This window comes from Kribbella sp. NPDC026596, assembly GCF_040638415.1.
Classification (GTDB): Bacteria; Actinomycetota; Actinomycetes; order Propionibacteriales; family Kribbellaceae; genus Kribbella.
The window spans coordinates 172,768-188,846 of the sequence record NZ_JBEZYF010000008.1 but is presented as its reverse complement, the minus strand read 5'-3'; the positions used below and the strand labels follow the sequence as shown (position 1 = coordinate 188,846).

11 protein-coding genes are annotated in these 16,079 nt (G+C 69.2%); 4 read left to right on the top strand and 7 right to left on the bottom strand.

Translation table 11 applies throughout. The annotated features are described in order from the left end of the window. Positions 1-341 precede the first annotated feature (341 nt). From AB0E63_RS09555 to AB0E63_RS09540, 4 genes are read right to left on the bottom strand one after another with little or no spacing between them, the layout of a single operon-like run. On the bottom strand, positions 342-1,232 hold the full coding sequence (locus tag AB0E63_RS09555) for a hypothetical protein (protein ID WP_360363598.1): 891 nt from the start codon (positions 1,230-1,232) through the stop codon (positions 342-344). Beyond that, the gene (locus tag AB0E63_RS09550; protein WP_360363596.1) at positions 1,229-2,359 is read right to left on the bottom strand and encodes a pyridoxal phosphate-dependent aminotransferase; all 1,131 of its coding nucleotides are present in this window, start codon (positions 2,357-2,359) and stop codon (positions 1,229-1,231) included. The genes AB0E63_RS09555 and AB0E63_RS09550 overlap by 4 nt, the downstream gene beginning before the upstream one ends. After that, complete coding sequence (locus AB0E63_RS09545) at positions 2,343-2,966, bottom strand: PAS domain-containing protein (protein WP_360363595.1); 624 nt, start codon at positions 2,964-2,966, stop codon at positions 2,343-2,345. The genes AB0E63_RS09550 and AB0E63_RS09545 overlap by 17 nt, the downstream gene beginning before the upstream one ends. 33 nt (positions 2,967-2,999) lie before the next feature. Continuing rightward, positions 3,000-3,782 carry a PrsW family intramembrane metalloprotease gene (locus AB0E63_RS09540; RefSeq protein ID WP_360363593.1) on the bottom strand — a complete coding sequence of 261 codons (783 nt, stop codon included), beginning with the start codon at positions 3,780-3,782 and terminating at the stop codon, positions 3,000-3,002. 235 nt (positions 3,783-4,017) lie between these two features. Between AB0E63_RS09540 and AB0E63_RS09535 the strand changes: the two genes are divergently transcribed. Further along, positions 4,018-7,659 (top strand): S8 family serine peptidase, encoded by a 3,642-nt coding sequence (locus AB0E63_RS09535; RefSeq protein WP_360363591.1) that lies wholly within the window; start codon positions 4,018-4,020, stop codon positions 7,657-7,659. A 47-nt stretch (positions 7,660-7,706) separates the two neighbouring features. Here the strand turns inward: AB0E63_RS09535 and AB0E63_RS09530 are convergent, their stop codons facing one another. From AB0E63_RS09530 to AB0E63_RS09520, 3 genes are all read right to left on the bottom strand, one after another. Next, entirely contained in the window at positions 7,707-8,687 is a 981-nt protein-coding gene (locus tag AB0E63_RS09530) for a helix-turn-helix domain-containing protein (protein ID WP_360363589.1), read from the bottom strand. A 332-nt stretch (positions 8,688-9,019) separates the two neighbouring features. Next, on the bottom strand, positions 9,020-10,855 hold the full coding sequence (locus tag AB0E63_RS09525) for a hypothetical protein (RefSeq protein ID WP_360363587.1): 1,836 nt from the start codon (positions 10,853-10,855) through the stop codon (positions 9,020-9,022). After that, positions 10,840-11,595: an ABC transporter ATP-binding protein gene (locus AB0E63_RS09520; RefSeq protein WP_360363585.1), complete on the bottom strand. Its 756-nt coding sequence runs from the start codon at positions 11,593-11,595 to the stop codon at positions 10,840-10,842. Before AB0E63_RS09520 ends, AB0E63_RS09525 begins: the two co-directional genes overlap by 16 nt. A 183-nt stretch (positions 11,596-11,778) precedes the next feature. Here AB0E63_RS09520 and AB0E63_RS09515 point away from each other — a divergent pair, with 183 nt between their 5' ends. From AB0E63_RS09515 to AB0E63_RS09505, 3 genes are read left to right on the top strand one after another with little or no spacing between them, the layout of a single operon-like run. Then, entirely contained in the window at positions 11,779-12,618 is an 840-nt protein-coding gene (locus tag AB0E63_RS09515; protein WP_360363583.1) for a hypothetical protein, read from the top strand. Next, a complete protein-coding gene (locus AB0E63_RS09510; RefSeq protein WP_360363581.1) occupies positions 12,619-15,330 on the top strand; it encodes a CHAT domain-containing protein in 2,712 nt (903 codons plus the stop codon). After that, a complete protein-coding gene (locus AB0E63_RS09505) occupies positions 15,323-16,075 on the top strand; it encodes a hypothetical protein (RefSeq protein ID WP_360363579.1) in 753 nt (250 codons plus the stop codon). The genes AB0E63_RS09510 and AB0E63_RS09505 overlap by 8 nt, the downstream gene beginning before the upstream one ends. Positions 16,076-16,079: the final 4 nt, after the last annotated feature.

Genomic DNA, 16,079 nt, shown 5'->3' with positions numbered 1-16,079 from the left:
GTCTGCCCCCCCCCCCGCCCGCCCCAATAAAAACCTCACCCGACACACCGTGTTTTTTTGTTTCCCGGGGGGGGGGGGTGCGCGGGTGGGGGGCCCCCCCCCCCCCACCTGGGTGTACGGGCCCCCATCAGGCCGCGACGAACCGCCGCGGGCTGCTCGCCCATACACCAGTGAGGCGCTACTGGCGGGCAGCACCTCACCGAACAGGGGGAGGGCACACAGGACCCTCCAGCGGTGGCGTGGTGCGGACGCCGTTTACGGACCGTACTCAGTCCAGCACGCGTTGTCCATGGCTCAGCACAGCCGTCTCACCCTACTGACGGGAAACCGAGGCGTCAGGGCTACCGATTCAGGACTGCCGCCGAGACCGCCGCGTCCAGGGCACCGATTCCGGTCAGGTCGGCGACCGATCGGCGCGTGCGGTCCATACCGTCCCGCAGTACGGCGCCAACCGCGAGGTCCACGTTGTCGGCCACGACCCCGGCCCGGACGGCGTTGCCGAAGTCACCGTGGTCGAGGCACTGCGCGTGGTCGTCGGTGGCAACCAAAGCGCCCTCGAACACGGAGACCGGCAACTCACCCTTGCCCGGCATGTCGGTGCCGATCCCGGTGACGTGGATCGCGGACCGGAACAGCTCAACCGGCAACGGCTCACGGGCGGCGGTTGTCGTAATCACACACGCAGCACCACCGTCGGCGTACGGCTGGGCATCCAAGCCATCCGCCAGGAACGCGGCGCATAACTTGTCCACAGCCTCGGGACGGCGACCCCACACCTGCACGCGTCGCAGCGGGCGCAACTCCCGCAACCACTGGACCTGCATCAGCGCCTGCTCGCCGGTCCCGAGTACGGCGACCTCGTCGACGTCGGCCGGGGTCATCGCGTCGGTGATCAGCGCGCCGGCTGCCGCCGTACGCCAGGCCGTCAGCTGACCCTCGTCCGCGAGCACCGCGGCGGGGGCGCCCGTGGTCGCGTCGACGACGAGCATCAGCCCGTTGTTGACCGAGGCAAATGTGCTCGCGATCTTCACCGCGAAGTACGGCGACCCGTCGACGTACCCGGCCTTCACGTGGCAGTCGCCGGAGTGTTCCGGAAAGTCGAGCACCATCGGCGCGGGGACCGACGTACGGCCCTCGGAGTGGGCGATCAACGCGTCCCGCACCGCGGCGAACACCACGGCAGGCGTGGCAACGCGAGCGATCTCGTCGAGGCCGATCACCGGCAGAGTCATCCGCGCTTCTCCAACCAGGTAGACCAAACATCCAGGGCCTCAGAGGGATCCCGACGGCCGAGGCCGACGCGGAAGCGATCGGTCGGTGTCTCGGTCAGCGTGGAGCTGTAGATGCTCGACGGCAACAGCAGTACGCCGGCCTGCTCGACGAGCTCGGTGCACATCGTCTCGACACCGTCCGCACCGAGGTACCGCGGATAACAGACGCAGCCGCCATCCGGCGCCGCGAACTCGAAAAGCTCGGGATACCGCGCGAAGAAGTCTGCGAAGACCGGCAGGTTCGCCGCAACGATCGACCGGTTCCGCTCAAGCAGCCGGTCGCCGGCACGCAGGGCGATCAGCGCCAGCACCTCGCTCGGCGCGGAGTTGCAGATCGTCGTGTAATGCTTGGCGCGTTCGAGCTTGTCGAGCACGGACCGGTCCCGGCAGGCGATCCAGCCGATCCGCAGGCCGGGCAGCCCGTACGCCTTGGACATCACATTGAGGGAGAGCGCCGTACCGGACAGATCTGTTGCTTGGGGCAACGATGGCACCTCGAGCTCGAGGCCGCGATACACCTCGTCGCTGAACAGCGTGATCCCTCGCTCGTCGCACAGCTGGACCAACCGGTGCCAGCTGTCGAGCGACGGGACGGCCCCGGTTGGGTTGTTCGGGAAGTTGACCGACACCATCCGGGTGTTCGGCCGGAGGGCACGCTCGACCGCGTCGACGTCCAGCGTCCAGTCGTCCTCGGGCCGTAGCGCGACGCCGGTCACCTCGCAGACGGACAGCGGGATCGTCTCGGCCGCCTGGTAGTTCGGCGTCAGTACGACGATGTGGTCCGTCGGCTCGAGCAGGGTCCGCATCGCCAGGTAGATCGCCTCTTCAGCACCTGCGAAGCACAGGATGTCCTCAGCCTGTGCCTCCGAGTAGGTCGCGGCGATCTCCTCGCGCAAAGCCGGTAGACCGCGCGTCTCGGTGTAGCCGAGGGCCAGCGACTCCCACCGCTCGCGACCGTCGTCGTCGGCCAACGCGAGCAGCTCGGACATCGGCAACGTCTGCGCGTCGGAGGCGGTCAGGTGGTAGCGGGCACTGAACTCCCACTGCGCGAAGTACGTCTCCAACCGGAAGTCAGGCAGGGTCGGCATTCGGCTCCTTCCGGGTCTGAGCGAGGAGCTGGTAGAGCGCGGATCGAGAGACCCGCAGTGCGCGGGCGACGGCCGGCACGGATCGCCGCTGACTGAGCACGCCCGCCGCGTCGAGCCGGCCGAGCAACTCCAACCGGTCCGTCTTGCTCAGGCGTTCAACCGCGACGCCACGCTCTCGGACGTACTTGGCGACGATCTCGTTGAGCGTCTCGGACCAGTCGTGCTCGAACAGCACCCGCGGCTGCCCGGCGACCGGCGCGGCGAAGGCGGCCAGCAGCCGGCTCGCCTCCTCGAACGCGGTCCGGTCGACGTTCACGCACAGCACGTACGCCGGTGCGCCGTCGTCGTCCCGGATCACGGCGGTGACGCTGGACAGCCGCCGACCGTCGGACAGCGTCTTGGGGTAGGGGCCGTACACGTCGTCGCCTGTGGCGGTCAGCTCCTCGAGCTCGCCGAGGAGCGACGGATCGCCGGGCTCGCGTCCGGACAACGGGTTCCAGATCGCGGCGATCTCGTCGGTGGCCGGGTCGTGCAGGACCACCTCGGCGTGCGGCGACAGCAGCCGCGCGAGCGCCTCGCCGATCGGCGCGAGCTGGTCTGGTTTCACCTGTGGACAGTACGTCCACATTGGACACTTTGTCTAGACAGGCACCAAGGTGTCCGCGCGCTGGGCCCGCTTGAGGCCGAAGAGGAGCAGGCCGATGGAGATCGCGCCGACGATGGCGTACGTGATCCAGCCGCCGATGCCGTCCCACGTGGTGTGCAGGGCCACGGCCAGCGCGTACATGGCGACGAAGAAGGCGAAGTGTTTGCCGGTCGGCTCTGTCACGAACCGCCAGAGACCCCAGCAGGCGAGCCCGGTCCAGGCCGCGTGCCCGGCCGGTGACAGCAGGCCGCGGATGAACAGCGTCTGCTCGGCGTCCCCGACGCTCCCACCGGACTGCAGCAGCGCGACGAACGCGTAACCCATGGTCTCGAGGACGGCGAACCCGGTGCCCACCGCGACCCCGATGACGATGCCGCGGCCGATCGAGGTCCGGTACCGGGTCCCGAAGAACACCACCAGGATCACCGGCACGATCAGCTTGGCGGCCTCCTCGATCAGCCCGACCCCGACCATCGGCAGGGTGCCCAGTCGCCGCATCGCCTTGTACTCGAGCAGACCCGCGACGGCCACGCCGACCACGCCACCGAACAGCAGGCAGCCACCGAGGGTCGGGCCGTCGATCAGCCAGCGCCCGGACCGGCCGTCCGCGAACGTGACGAACGTCAGCGGTACGACCATCGCGCCGAGCAGGATCAGGGTCGGGAACAGGTTCGGGTTCCCGGTGTCGGTGAGGACGGCGAGCACGGCCAGATACAACCCCGCCCCGATCACGAACGTCCCGACCCACGCCCACCGGCGGATCAGTTGCTGTGTCATGGGGCCCTCCCGGCCTGGACTGAGGAGTGAAGGGAGCGAAGCGAGCGGAACGACGAGGGAAGGCCGGGAGCCAAAGGCCCCATGACCCGCCGAGCCGGAGGCGAGGCCATAAGTATGGCGTGGTTGCGCCATGTCGCAAGGAAGGCAGTGATGGACAGGGCGGATCCCTGTGACCTGATTGCAAACTCTGTCGGAAGAAGAGGTGTGCCTGCCCCAAACCTCTCGAAGGAGAACTATGTCCCCCCAACGGACCACCGCCGCCACCCTCGCGGCGATGCTCGCCCTGGGCGCGGCGTCGGTAACACCCGCCGTCGCCGCCTCCCCACCACGGGCCGGGAACACCGGCCCGACGACCGCGACAGTCACCCTGATCACCGGAGACGTCGTCGAGGTGACCGACGCCGGCGCCGGCAAGAAGGCGGCCACCGTCCGCCCCGCCGCGGGCCGCGAAGGCGTCTCGTTCCACACCATCGAGGCCGACGGCGGACTCCGCGTCCTGCCGAGTGACGCCGTACCGTACGTCTCCACCGGAGTACTCGACGTGGATCTGTTCGACGTCGACGAGCTGATCGCCGACGGGTACGGCGACTCCGCCGCGCGGCAGCTCCCGCTGATCGTCAAGGACAGCGCCGGCTTCCGCGGCTCCCAGGCCCTGCCCGGTACGTCGACCACCCGGGACCTCCCGTCGATCGGCGGCCGAGCCGTGGACGCGGCCAAGGACCAGCTGCCTGAACTGTGGAAGTCGCTCAAGCCGGCCCCCGGCGCGCGGACGCTGAACAGCGGCGTGACCAAGATCTGGCTCGACGGCAAGGTCCGCCCGGTGCTCGACAAGAGCGTCCCGCAGATCGGTGCACCCGACGCGTGGAAGGCCGGCTACGAGGGCTCCGGCGTCGAGGTCGCCGTACTGGACACCGGCGTCGACGCGACGCACCCGGATCTGGTCGGCAAGGTCAAGGAGACCCAGGACTTCTCCGGCAGCGCGACCGGCGCGGAGGACCACTTCGGCCACGGTACGCACGTCGCCGCGACGATCGCGGGCACCGGAGCCGGCGCCGGCGGGACCCGGAAGGGCGTCGCACCGAAGGCGGACCTGCTGGTCGGCAAGGTGCTCGGCGACGACGGCTACGGCTACGACTCCTGGATCATCGCCGGGATGGAGTGGGCCGCCGCCGAGGGCGCGAAGGTCGTCAACATGAGCCTCGGCGGCGGGGCCACCGACGGCACCGACCCGCTCAGCCAGGCGGTCAACGACATCACCGCGCAGACCGGCACGCTGTTCGTCGTCGCGGCCGGCAACGAGGGCCAGGACGAGACGGTCGGTACGCCGGGCGCCGCCGCGTCCGCGTTGACCGTCGGAGCCGTGGACCGCAACGACGTCCTGGCCGAGTTCTCCAGCCGTGGACCGCGGCTCGGCGACGCCGGCCTCAAGCCGGAGATCACCGCGCCGGGGGTCGACATCATCGCCGCCCGGGCGAAGGACACGGCCATGGGCCAGCCTGTGGACAACCTCTACACGGCCGCCTCCGGTACGTCGATGGCCACGCCGCACGTGGCCGGAGCCGCGGCGCTGCTCGCACAGCAGCACCCGGACTGGAAGGCCGACCAGTTGAAGAACGCGCTGGTCAGCACCGCCAAGACCCAGCCGAACCAGACCGTGTACGCCCAGGGCGCCGGCCGGGTCGACCTGACCAGGGCGGTCGCGCAGAAGGTCACCGCCAGCGGCGTCGCGGACTTCGGCCTGCAGACCGGTGACGCGGGCACCCGGACCATCACGTACCGCAACGACTCCGGCAGCCCGGTCACTCTGAGCCTGTCCGTCCAGGTGACCAACCTGGACGACAACAAGCCGGAGACCGACGGCTTGAGCATCCCGGCGACCGTCACGGTCCCGGCCAACGGCAGCGCGGACGTCCCGCTGTCCCTGGACCCGGCCAAGCTCGGTCGTGGTCAGTACAGCGGCTGGATCGTTGCCACCGGCCCCGATGGGGTCGTCACCCACACCGCGGTCGGCGCCCTCCGGTCCGGCCCGAAGCACAAGGTGACGCTGCGCGCCGTCGGCCTGGACGGACAGCCGACCGGAGTCCCGGTCATCTCGCTGTACGGCGACAACTCGCGGTCCGACGTCCTGGCGTGGATCGGGGACGGCGAGACGTACACCGCCGAGATCGAGGAGGGCACCTACCTGCTGCACTCCCTGGTGGAGAACTACGACCCGCAGGACGAGCAGGTCAGCCTGTTCACCGACCCGAACATCGTGGTCACCAAGGACACCGAGATCGTCATCGACGCACGCAAGGCGGTGCCGATCACCATCCAGACGCCCAAGCCGTCGGAGCAGCAGGCAATCCTGAGCTACTACGTGCACCGCGAGTACGGGAACGGCCGGTCGATCAGCCACGGCGTGATGCACTTCAGCACGGTCAAGCAGGTGAACGTGACGCCGACCAAGCCGGTCATGGACGGCAGCTTCGAGTTCTCGTCCCGCTGGCAGCTCGTCGCACCGCTGGTCCAGGCGTCGGTGTCCGGGGTGACCGGGCCGCTCGATATCAACCTGCTGCACCAGTCGCCGTCGTACGAAGGCAAGAAGCGGTTCCCACTCGTGTACGCGGACTCCACGCTGAAGGGCGTGAAGGGTGCGCTGGCGGTGCTGGACTCCAGCGAAGACGGCTGGGGGAACGGCAGCGAGCACGACCAGATCGTGGCGGCCGCCAACGCGGGTGCCGCGGCGGTGATCCTGGTCCGGCCGGCGGACTGGTCGGCGTGGACCGTCTGGCGCCCGATCGGGGACCGGGAGCCGATCCCGGCGATGGTCACCACGTCCAACGACGGTCGCAAGCTCATCGACCGTGCCAAGCAGGGCCGGGCCACCATCGACCTGACCCTGACCACCTCCAGCCCGTACCTGTACGACGTACAGCAGGTCTCGACCGGGGCCATCCCGAGCAAGATCACCTACAAGGTGACACCGGCGAACAGTGCGCGGATCACCACCCGGTACGCCGACAACGGCGGCTTCAACTGGGCCAAGGAGCAGCGGTTCGGGTGGCGGCCGTGGCAGGAGTACTCGTGGAACGACTCCCAGCGGTTCGTGGAGACGCCGAAGGTGCGGGAGGAGTGGGTGACCTCGGGTGACTCGCTCTGGCAGCACCGGGTGAGCCACCTGTGGACCTGGGACGACATGAACCCGCTGGCCGGTGGGATGACCGCACTGCCGCAGAGTTACCGCAACGGCACGTCGGACGAGACGTGGTTCGGTCCAGTCGTACGGCCCGCGGCGGCACCTGGTGTGGTGTCGACTCGGACCGGTGACCGGTTGTCGCTGCGGATCCCATCGTTCGTGGACGCGGACGGCCACTACACGGTCGGTGAGGCCACGTCCGCATCCGCAGTGCTCTCGCGGAACGGTCAGGTCGTGGCCGAGCTGCCGGACGCGTGGGAGGACGTGATCACGTCCAGCGAGGACGCGGCGTACAAGCTCGATCTGAAGACCGCCCGGCTCGACAGCGAAGGCGAGTGGAACTGGGGAACCCGGACCGAAACCTCGTGGGAGTTCCGATCGGCGAAGCAGGCGGAAGACAAGGCGACCCCGCTGTCCCTGCAGCAGGTCGGCTACAGGGTTCCGACCGACCTCACCGGTCGGGTCGGCGCTCGCACCCACGTTGTGGGCTTCGAGTCACCGGGAGCGCGGACCCTGCAGGCGTGGGCGTCCTTCGACGAGGGCAAGACCTGGCGGAAGCTCCCCGTGGTCGGTGTGCACGGCCACTACGTCGCTGTGGTCGCGAACGCGCACGACACCGTATCGCTGAAGGTCCAGGCGACCGGCACCAACGGTGCGAAGATCACGCAGACGGTGATCCGCGCGTACGGAGTCAAGTAGTCCAGTGACGAGAGCCCGCACCCTTCGGCCGGGGGTGCGGGCTCTTGTCAGATCCAGCTGCGTTTGGCGGCTTGGAAGGCCAGACCGGTACGAGTGTCCACACCGGCCAGCGCCATCATCCGGTCGAGGCGGCGCTGGACGGTACGGCGGCTGATCCCCAGCTGGGACGCGATCGACTTGTCGGGGACGCCGGCCACCAGCAAGGACAGCAGGAAGCGCTCGGAGTCGTCCAAGCCCTCGGTCTCCTGCTGACCGTCGGTCTGCAGCTTCACCGGGGTCGCCTGCTCCCAATGGCTCTCGAAGAGCGCGAGCAGCGCGTCCAGCAGTTGGCCGCGGCTGATCACGGCGGCCGTCGGCTCGCCGATACCCAGTTCGTTGTCGCGAACGAGTGGGCAGACCGCGGTGGCACGATCGACGATCGCGAGCCGGACCGGCAGCGTCGGCAGCGAGCGGGCCTCCTCACCCCAGCTGATGCCCTCGGCGATGGTGTCGAGCTCACCGGGGCTCTCGAGCAGGGCGCGCTCGTAGATGGCGCGATACCGGACGCCGCGGGACAGCGCGCCGTACTCCTCGGTGTTGTCGGAGCCCTGCATCGCCAGCGGGTTGGCCCGGCAGAACCAGAGGATCTCCTCGCGGGCGGCCTCCTGCAGGTCGCGCAGGCGCTCGCGGAGCGCGGCCGCCCCGACGATCACCTCGACCAGGTGGTGCGCGTCCCGACGGCTCGCACTGGCGCGGAACTCCTCGCTCAACGCCGCCACGGTCTTCCGGTCGGCTTCGAGCGACTCCTGCCGGCGCAGCAGCGACGTACCGAGGGCGACGTCCGGCGGGAGCGCGCGGAACACCGGCTCGTCGGCCTGCTGGACCGTCACCAGGCCCTTGGCCTGCAGGCGCTGCAGCACCTCGTCCGCCTCGTGCTGCGTCAGCTCGGCGACCTCGGCCAGCTCCGTGGACCGCGCCGCGGACAGGCCGACCAGCAGCCGGTAGGCCTGCTCCTCGCGGGCATCAAGTAACGCGCCGTCCTGCATCATCCGTACCTCCCGGGCACCACCTAAGCAGGGTTTCCAACGATGGCACGAGCCCTTTCTCATTGGCACACCGAGGACACGGCACCGCTGTGCCATCACGCTTGTGGTGAGAGACCGTCACTTCCGGTCAGAACTTCGCGGAACTCGCCGCCCCCTGGCCGGGGCGGTGGGGTGGGGCCGTGACGGCACAGAGGAAACCGCCCTTGAGAGAAGAACGATGATGAGTCTCACCGACTACGCCGGTATCGCCGGCCTGCTCGCCGCGGCCGCCGTTGCTGTCTGGATGCTCCGGAGCAGCCGCACCCCGAGCCCCGCGGGCCGCCATCGCGGGAGCCCTACTCTGCGGCTACCGCGACCGAGCCATCCGGAACGGGCTTCGCGCGCAGATAGGTAAGCCCGCCGTAGGTGTACATCGCCAGGCCCAGCGCGGCCATCGCCGCGACCACGACCCACTGCCAGGGCTTGTCCACGTAGAGGGCGAGAAACCACGACTTGGTGTCGTCGTTCCCGGTGAGCAAGAAGATCGCCGGTACGACGGCCTGTGGGAACAGCGGGATCGCACCGAACCCCAGGCAGAACCCGGCCGTGGTACGACGCCAGCGCGGGAGCTTCTCGAGGTTGGACCGCTTGATCTCCCCGATGACGGATCGACCGTGCCTGAGCAGCGTGAGCAACTCCGGACCCCGTCGGTCGAGTCGCCGGGCCGCGAGCCGGCCGAAGTACCACCACGCCAGCACGCCGGACAGGACACCGATCGGCACGCCCCACCACGACCAGGCGAGGGCGGCGACGAGCGCCGGGCCTCCGGTCAGGGCCACCAGCACGAGCATCAAGTAGACGATGCCCATGGTCTCGCCCTCGTTCTCACCCGAGTTGAGCGGATTGCCGGACCGCTTGTGCGCGTCGGTCGTCGGTACGGCGGCGTACACGGAGCAGGCCACGACCAGACCGGCCGCGCCACCGAGGAGCGCCGGCAGCACGCTGAGCACGAGCGGCCAGGCGCTGGCGTAGCCCGACCACCAGGTCAGCAGCAGAGTGATCAGCAGCGTGGGCGGACCGAAGACGAGAAGGAATGCGCGCTGTCGTGCGCGCACATCCGGCCGGGCTGATCCCGGAATCATCAGCGTGGTCCAGAGCGCCGTACCGTCGGAGCCATAGAGGTTGGAGGACATCGAACCGGCCATCACGACCGCCGCCGGCCCCGCCCACGGCAGCATGGCCGCCCATCCGATCGCGAGTGGCATCAGGCAGAAGAAGAGCCCGTAGCTGATCGCGAACACGGCCCGGTGACCGTAGAGCAGGTCGCGTGTCCAGGACCGCAGCTCCTTGGCACCTGCTGCACTGCCCGGACCGGTGGCGGACAGCGGTCGCCGTGGTTTGCGTCCGATCCGCGTGGCCGTCGTACGTCGGACCAGGAGAGCTGACCAAACGGCGAACATCAACGCGGCGAAGAGCACGAGACCGACGAGTGCTCCGAGTGCTCGGAGCCAGTCTCCGCGGCCGGCCGCCTCAACCGCGACCAGGCCCCAGCCTGACGGTGCGATGCGTGCGGCTTTCGCTACGGTGCCCTGGACGTCGGTGGACACGAACGCGACGATCAGCGCCCAACCCTGCGCGGTGAAGGCGAGGATGAACGCGTTGACGAGTGCCGCGATCACTGCACCGGACCGCACTTGCAGGAGTACGCCGTACACCGCGACGGCCAGCCGCGACGCCAGTACGAAGCACAGGAGCTGCAGAACGACCGCAGGTAAGGCGATCAGGGTTGCGGCGATCGAGAGTTGGGTGCCGACGACGACGAGGCTGAGCAGTGCCAGCAGGCTGATGACGGGCGCGACTCCGGCCAGGGCGGCGGTCAGGAGACCGGCCGACAGGGTGCGCGGCGACAGCGGCTGCATGCTGAAGTACTCCGGCTTGAGCGTCTCGTCACCGCCGCCCGCGAACATCGGGCCGATCACCCAGCCGAGCATCCACACGCCGAGCCCGACGACGAGAACATCGAGGTCGCCCTTGCCCGCGGCCCAGATCAGGCCGCCGGCGAGCGCCAGGCCGACGAGCCCGCCGCCCACGATCCAGGTCAGCCGGTTCTGGTCCTTCAGCGCGTGCCGGAACGCGGCCAGGCGCACCCGGACCAGCGTGTGGGATGTCGCATAGGTCAGGCCGAGAGCCACGACAACCCCTCCGCGCCGCGAGTGGATGCACCGACCAGCGCCACGAACGCATCCTCCAGGCTGCCGCCGGCCTGCACCTCAGCAATGGTGCCGTTGGCAACTACCTTGCCGTCGGCGACGACGGCCACCCGGTCGCACAACTGCTCGACCAGCGCCATCACGTGACTCGACATCACCACCGAACCACCGCCGGCGATGAACCTGTTCAGGATCGTCCGGATGGTCGCCGCCGACACCGGGTCGACCGCCTCGAACGGCTCGTCCAGCACGAGCAACCGCGGTGCGTGCAGCAACGCGACTGCCAGTCCGAGCTTCTTGCGCATCCCGGTCGAGTACCCGATCACCTGCTTGTCGTCCTCGTGATCGAGCTCGAGCACCTCGAGGAGTTCCGACGTACGCGCGGCGACCTCGTCCTCCGGCAGTCCGCGCAAGAGACCGAGATACGTAAGCACCTCCCGCCCGGTCAACCGCTCCGGCATCCCCAGCCCGTCCGGCAGCACGCCCACGAGCGCCTTCGCCTTCACCGGCTCGGCCCAGACGTCCGCCCCGAAGATCCGCGCCGTCCCCGCGTCCGGCCGCAACAGTCCGACCGCCATCGACAACGACGTCGTCTTCCCGGCCCCATTGGGCCCCAACATCCCGAAGAACGACCCCTTGGGCACACTCAAGCTGAGCTCATCCACCGCCCGCTCAGCCCCGAACACCTTCGTCAGCCCCACCAACTCCAACGCCTGCTCCATGCCTGGCACCCTCTCACCCACGGCCCCGCCATGACGTCAGCCCAACGGCCGACTCACGCAGTCATCCGACCGTCGGAGCGGGCGCGCCGACCGGCTGATCGGCGGGCTTCCCGTCTTGCGTCGTTGGTTGATTCGTGCCTAGCTGTTGTGAGGAGGGGTCCGTCATCGTGGGCGGGAGGGGCGATGGACACCGATGATGGATTGGTAGTCCTCGATGACGCACCGTTGGAGGGGATGGCCTCGGTCGTCGAACGGCTCGGGGACGCGGACGACGACGCGGCCTCGGCCGCACTCGAGCAGTACGTCGACCAGCAGGAGGTCGGACGGGCCGGGGACCGGGGCATCATGCGGAATCTGCTCGACCAGTTCCGCGGGATGCAGTTGGTCGCCGATCTCGGGACGCACCAGACCAAGCTCGAGTGGCTGGCCTTCCACGTCCCACCGGGAGGAACCGGCCGGCTCCAGCTCGAGGTCGCCGGGACCCAGCACGCGGCGGTGCAACTGAAGGTCATGGGGCTGGGCGGCGGGTCCGGGCGCAAGTTCAGCTTCGGAGCCGAGCGCGATCTCGGCCAGCGTGACCAGTGTTTCGCGCTCGGCGCCTGGATCGACGTCCGGCTGCGGAAGTTCCGCGGCCGTGACGCCGACGCGTCGGAGGACCTCCGAGTCGACGTCGAAGCGGTCATCAACTCCTATGTCGAGCCCCTGCAGCCCTGCGCGCTCTGCTTCACCGATGCGGCCCGGCGACCTCTCCGGGCGCATCCGGCGGGCGTCGGCTGGGACCTGAGCTCGGACGACAAGGGTGTGACCGAGCGCCTGACCGTGGAGTTCTCCCGCGAGACCGAGCTCGAGGTCACCCTCGCGATCCCCGGGCTGCCGTTGGCCGGACTCGTCCCCGGAGTCGCGATGAACCGCGAGGTCCGGAGCAAGTGTGAGGCCGTGTACACGTTTCCGGGCAGGGCGAACTTCGTGGGCTACGAGCTGATCGGCCGGAGAAAGGACTTCCCATTCTGGGGGCGGTCCTAGATGCCTGCCTTCGAGGTGCTCCTGCACCGTTACTGCACGCGCCGGGGGCTCAACGGCGTTCCACCCGACGACGACCGCGCGCTGCTCGAGCGGGTGTTCCGGCGCTGGGCCGAGGCGGAGCGGGCGATGCGGCAGGGCCAACCCCGCCAGGCGTTGCGCTGGCTCGAGGACGCTCGCGGGCTCAGCGACGTACCGCTCGATTCGGTGGTCGACGCCGAACTGCTCGCCGGTGAGACGCGGTGCTGGGTCGCTCTCGATGAACCCCGCGAGGCGATCAGCCCGGCGCGAGCATCGTGGGAGCGGTGGCTCGACCTGGCCAACGGGCCGAGCCTCGATATCGTCGTACCGCCGGCGCGGGCGTTGCTCGCTGTGTTGTCCTCGCCAGACCCACCGCCGAAGCTCAGTGACACCGAGATCTTCACGGCATGGCTCGCCGACAGGCTCGCTGTCGAGTTCGCGCGCAGCGCCACGCTCGTCCTCGGTCTCCTTGCCGATGTGCATCGCGTCGACCTGGCCGAGGAGGTCGCCGAAAACTACCTGGGCTGGATCGACCGCTTCGCCCCCGCGGCCGACCTGGTCCGGGCCAGGTTCGCGCTCACGCTCGGAGATGTCTACGACCGGTGTGGCGACTCGGAGCGTGCCTTGACCGTGTTGCGCGATGGCTTGCGGCGGCTCGAGGGGTTCGCCGATCAACCCGAGATCGTGATCCTGCGCGGCCAACTGACGTTCAACTCCGCGAATCAGTACGCCAAGCTCGGGCAGCTCGAGAATGCGCTGGAGGCGTTCAGTTCAGCGACCGAGGTCGGTGAACAGGTAGGTGTTGAGGCAGCACTCCGAACCCGGTACGCCGTCGCCTTCACGAAGTACCAATTGGGGCGAGACGGTGGGCTGATCGAGGAACTGGCCGAGCTCGCCGCCCGCTACGAAGACGTGCTGGCGGAGTCGACCGCCGGCGGATCGGACCTCGATGTCCGTCAGGGCCTCGACCTCGTCTACCGGCTCTGGCTGAAGCTGGAGGCTGCGCGGCTCGACCCCACCGACAGCCGCGCGGTCGTTCGCTTCCTGCACCTGGTGTTCGCGCTCAAGGAAGAGGAAGGCAAGTTCTGTCGCGTCCTGCGGACGATGGAGCAGCAGCCGGACGCGGCGTTCCACTCCGAGATCACCGTGCTGCTCGAGCGGCTGCAAACCACGTCGACCGGAGTGCTGGTCATCGAGTCCGTGCCCGACGCCGTCATCCTTGTTTCGCTCGCACCCGGGCGCGGGGACGTGGCGGTCCAGCTTCTCGACCGCGACGCGGCGGCGGTGGTCGGGGACCTCATCGCCGAGCAGCGGCTCGCGACAGACCGTCTGTCGGGCCGGGTGATCCCGGCGGCGAGCCCGCCGAGCCCTCGCCACGTGCAGGTCTGTCAGGCGATGTGGCAAGCGCTCGATCCGGAGATCCGTGAGCACATCGACGGCGTGCGGGTGCTTGCCGTGGTGATGGACAGCAGCACCGACCTCGGCGAACTGCCGGTCGAGATTCTGCACGACGGCACGACCTACCTCGGTCTCCGGCAACGAATTGTTCGCTCGCCGGCACTCCGCGACCTGAACCTGTCCTTGTCGCGCAACCTGGTGAACGCCCGGCCGACGGGCGCGGCGATCGTCGTCCGGGCCGAGGATGCGCTCGTCCATGCCGACGCGGAGACAACCTTGGCCGTCGCGGCTGCTGCCGACCTCGGCATGACGGCGAGTGTCCACCGGGGGCCTGAGCCGTCGGCGCTCGTGCACGACCTCGGCGCCGGGATCGACCTGCTGCACTACGTCGGCCACGGGCTCGCCGACCGGATCGGCGAGGAGCTCCCGCTCGGTCCCGGCAAGCGCCTGACGGCGCGTGGATTCGAGGCGATCAGGCCGGCGCCGGCGCCGTTCACCCTGCTCAGTGCGTGCCTCGCCGGCCGCAGCCGGCAGTTGCGGACCGGTCACGAGCACGGCTTCGTGACAGCGCTCGTACGCGCGGGAGCACCGGGAGCGATCGCGGCTGCGTACATGGTGCCGGACCACCTCGCCGCCGAGTTCACCGCGCTGCTGTACTACTTCGCCAAAGACGCCCCGTTGGCCGACGCCGTACTGCTCGCGCGTCAGCAGCTCGCCGAGGATGGCTATCACCCGGCGGCGTGGGGATGTTTCGTCCAGCACGGCGCGGCCGATCTGTACCTCGGCCGTCCGCACCTCAACGAGCCGAGCACGTGGTCAGAGTGGGCGGCGCGGTATCTCGCGAGTGGAAGCGAGGACCACCTTCGCGCCGCGCGCGACCACCTCCGGCACGAGCTGCCCACCCTCCTCGCGCAGGCGATCGACGACGACCTTCGCGCGCTCGCCGAGCACGATGGGGATCACTTCACCGCAACCGATCACGAGCTGCCGCATACGTCGCAGGCGGCGATCGTCGTGTCGATGCTGCGCTCGTACGGCGAGCTACGTCACACAGCCGTCGGTCGCGAACGCAAGGCCCAAGTGATCGTCGCCCAGGCACGCAGTATCGAGCGCATCCTCGGCGACTCGTACCTCTTGATCGCCGCCGCGGTGGAGCTGCGAAAGCACCTGCTGCCGTTCGGCGACAACAAGACCTTTCTCGATGCCGCCCTCCGCCGGCTGCACTGGCTGACGGCCGACGACGAGCAACTCGACCGGGCGCGACGCGCCCTCAAGGGGGAGGAAGCACATGTCTGACGACGAGCCCATCTACCTCGACATCGGCGATCTGGCCGGGGTCGACGCCGGCACCTACGCGGCCGCCGACAGCGGCGATCGCCAGGCGCAGAAGCTGATGCTCCGCAACCTGCTCACCTCGCAGGCGTCGGTAGCAGCTCTCACCACCGGCCACTGGACCGACTGGACGCTGCGCATGATCGCGACCGGAGACGAGCAGGCGACTGCCGACATGCTCGGCTCGATCGCGGAGGCCGCGCGCTCGGGTGAGCTCTCGGGGGAGCAGAAGGCGGCGCTCGACGAGCTGGTCGAGCAGTACTTCGGTCCGGGCTCGGTGGGTGCACCGACAGCCAATCGGGCGCGGGCGGCGTTCGCCGGGGAGACACGGGAGTCCGCTGTCGTCGATCTCTACCTGGTCAGCGACCGGTTGGCCAGCGGTGACCAGGTGGACCTCGACGAGTTGGCGGACGCCGTGGCGACGTCACAGTCACTCGATGCACCGGCCACCGAGGCGTTCTTCACGGCGGTCACCGCCCAGCTGAGTTACGCGGCTGACCCGGTAGCGGCGTTCCGGATGGCCGTCGACGCACTCGAGAAGTACGTCGAACTCCGCGACCAGGACGCCATCTACGAGGGCAAGGTCGGGATGACCGCGCTGCTCGGCTCGCAGCTCGCGGACATCGCCGGTGAGCCGCAGGCGTCGATGATGCTGCGCGCGGCGTACGACGTGGAGATCGAGGCCTTCCAGTCAGCCGACAACGACTGACGCG

Excerpts from the sequence above, each read along its gene's own strand:
- AB0E63_RS09555 (WP_360363598.1), bottom strand. The coding sequence starts at position 1,232 with ATGACTCTGCCGGTGATCGGCCTCGACGAGATCGCTCGCGTTGCCACG.
- AB0E63_RS09550 (WP_360363596.1), bottom strand. The coding sequence starts at position 2,359 with ATGCCGACCCTGCCTGACTTCCGGTTGGAGACGTACTTCGCGCAGTGG.
- AB0E63_RS09540 (WP_360363593.1), bottom strand. The coding sequence starts at position 3,782 with ATGACACAGCAACTGATCCGCCGGTGGGCGTGGGTCGGGACGTTCGTG.
- AB0E63_RS09535 (WP_360363591.1), top strand. The coding sequence starts at position 4,018 with ATGTCCCCCCAACGGACCACCGCCGCCACCCTCGCGGCGATGCTCGCC.
- AB0E63_RS09530 (WP_360363589.1), bottom strand. The coding sequence starts at position 8,687 with ATGATGCAGGACGGCGCGTTACTTGATGCCCGCGAGGAGCAGGCCTAC.
- AB0E63_RS09520 (WP_360363585.1), bottom strand. The coding sequence starts at position 11,595 with ATGGAGCAGGCGTTGGAGTTGGTGGGGCTGACGAAGGTGTTCGGGGCT.
- AB0E63_RS09515 (WP_360363583.1), top strand. The coding sequence starts at position 11,779 with ATGGACACCGATGATGGATTGGTAGTCCTCGATGACGCACCGTTGGAG.
- AB0E63_RS09510 (WP_360363581.1), top strand. The coding sequence starts at position 12,619 with ATGCCTGCCTTCGAGGTGCTCCTGCACCGTTACTGCACGCGCCGGGGG.
- AB0E63_RS09505 (WP_360363579.1), top strand. The coding sequence starts at position 15,323 with ATGTCTGACGACGAGCCCATCTACCTCGACATCGGCGATCTGGCCGGG.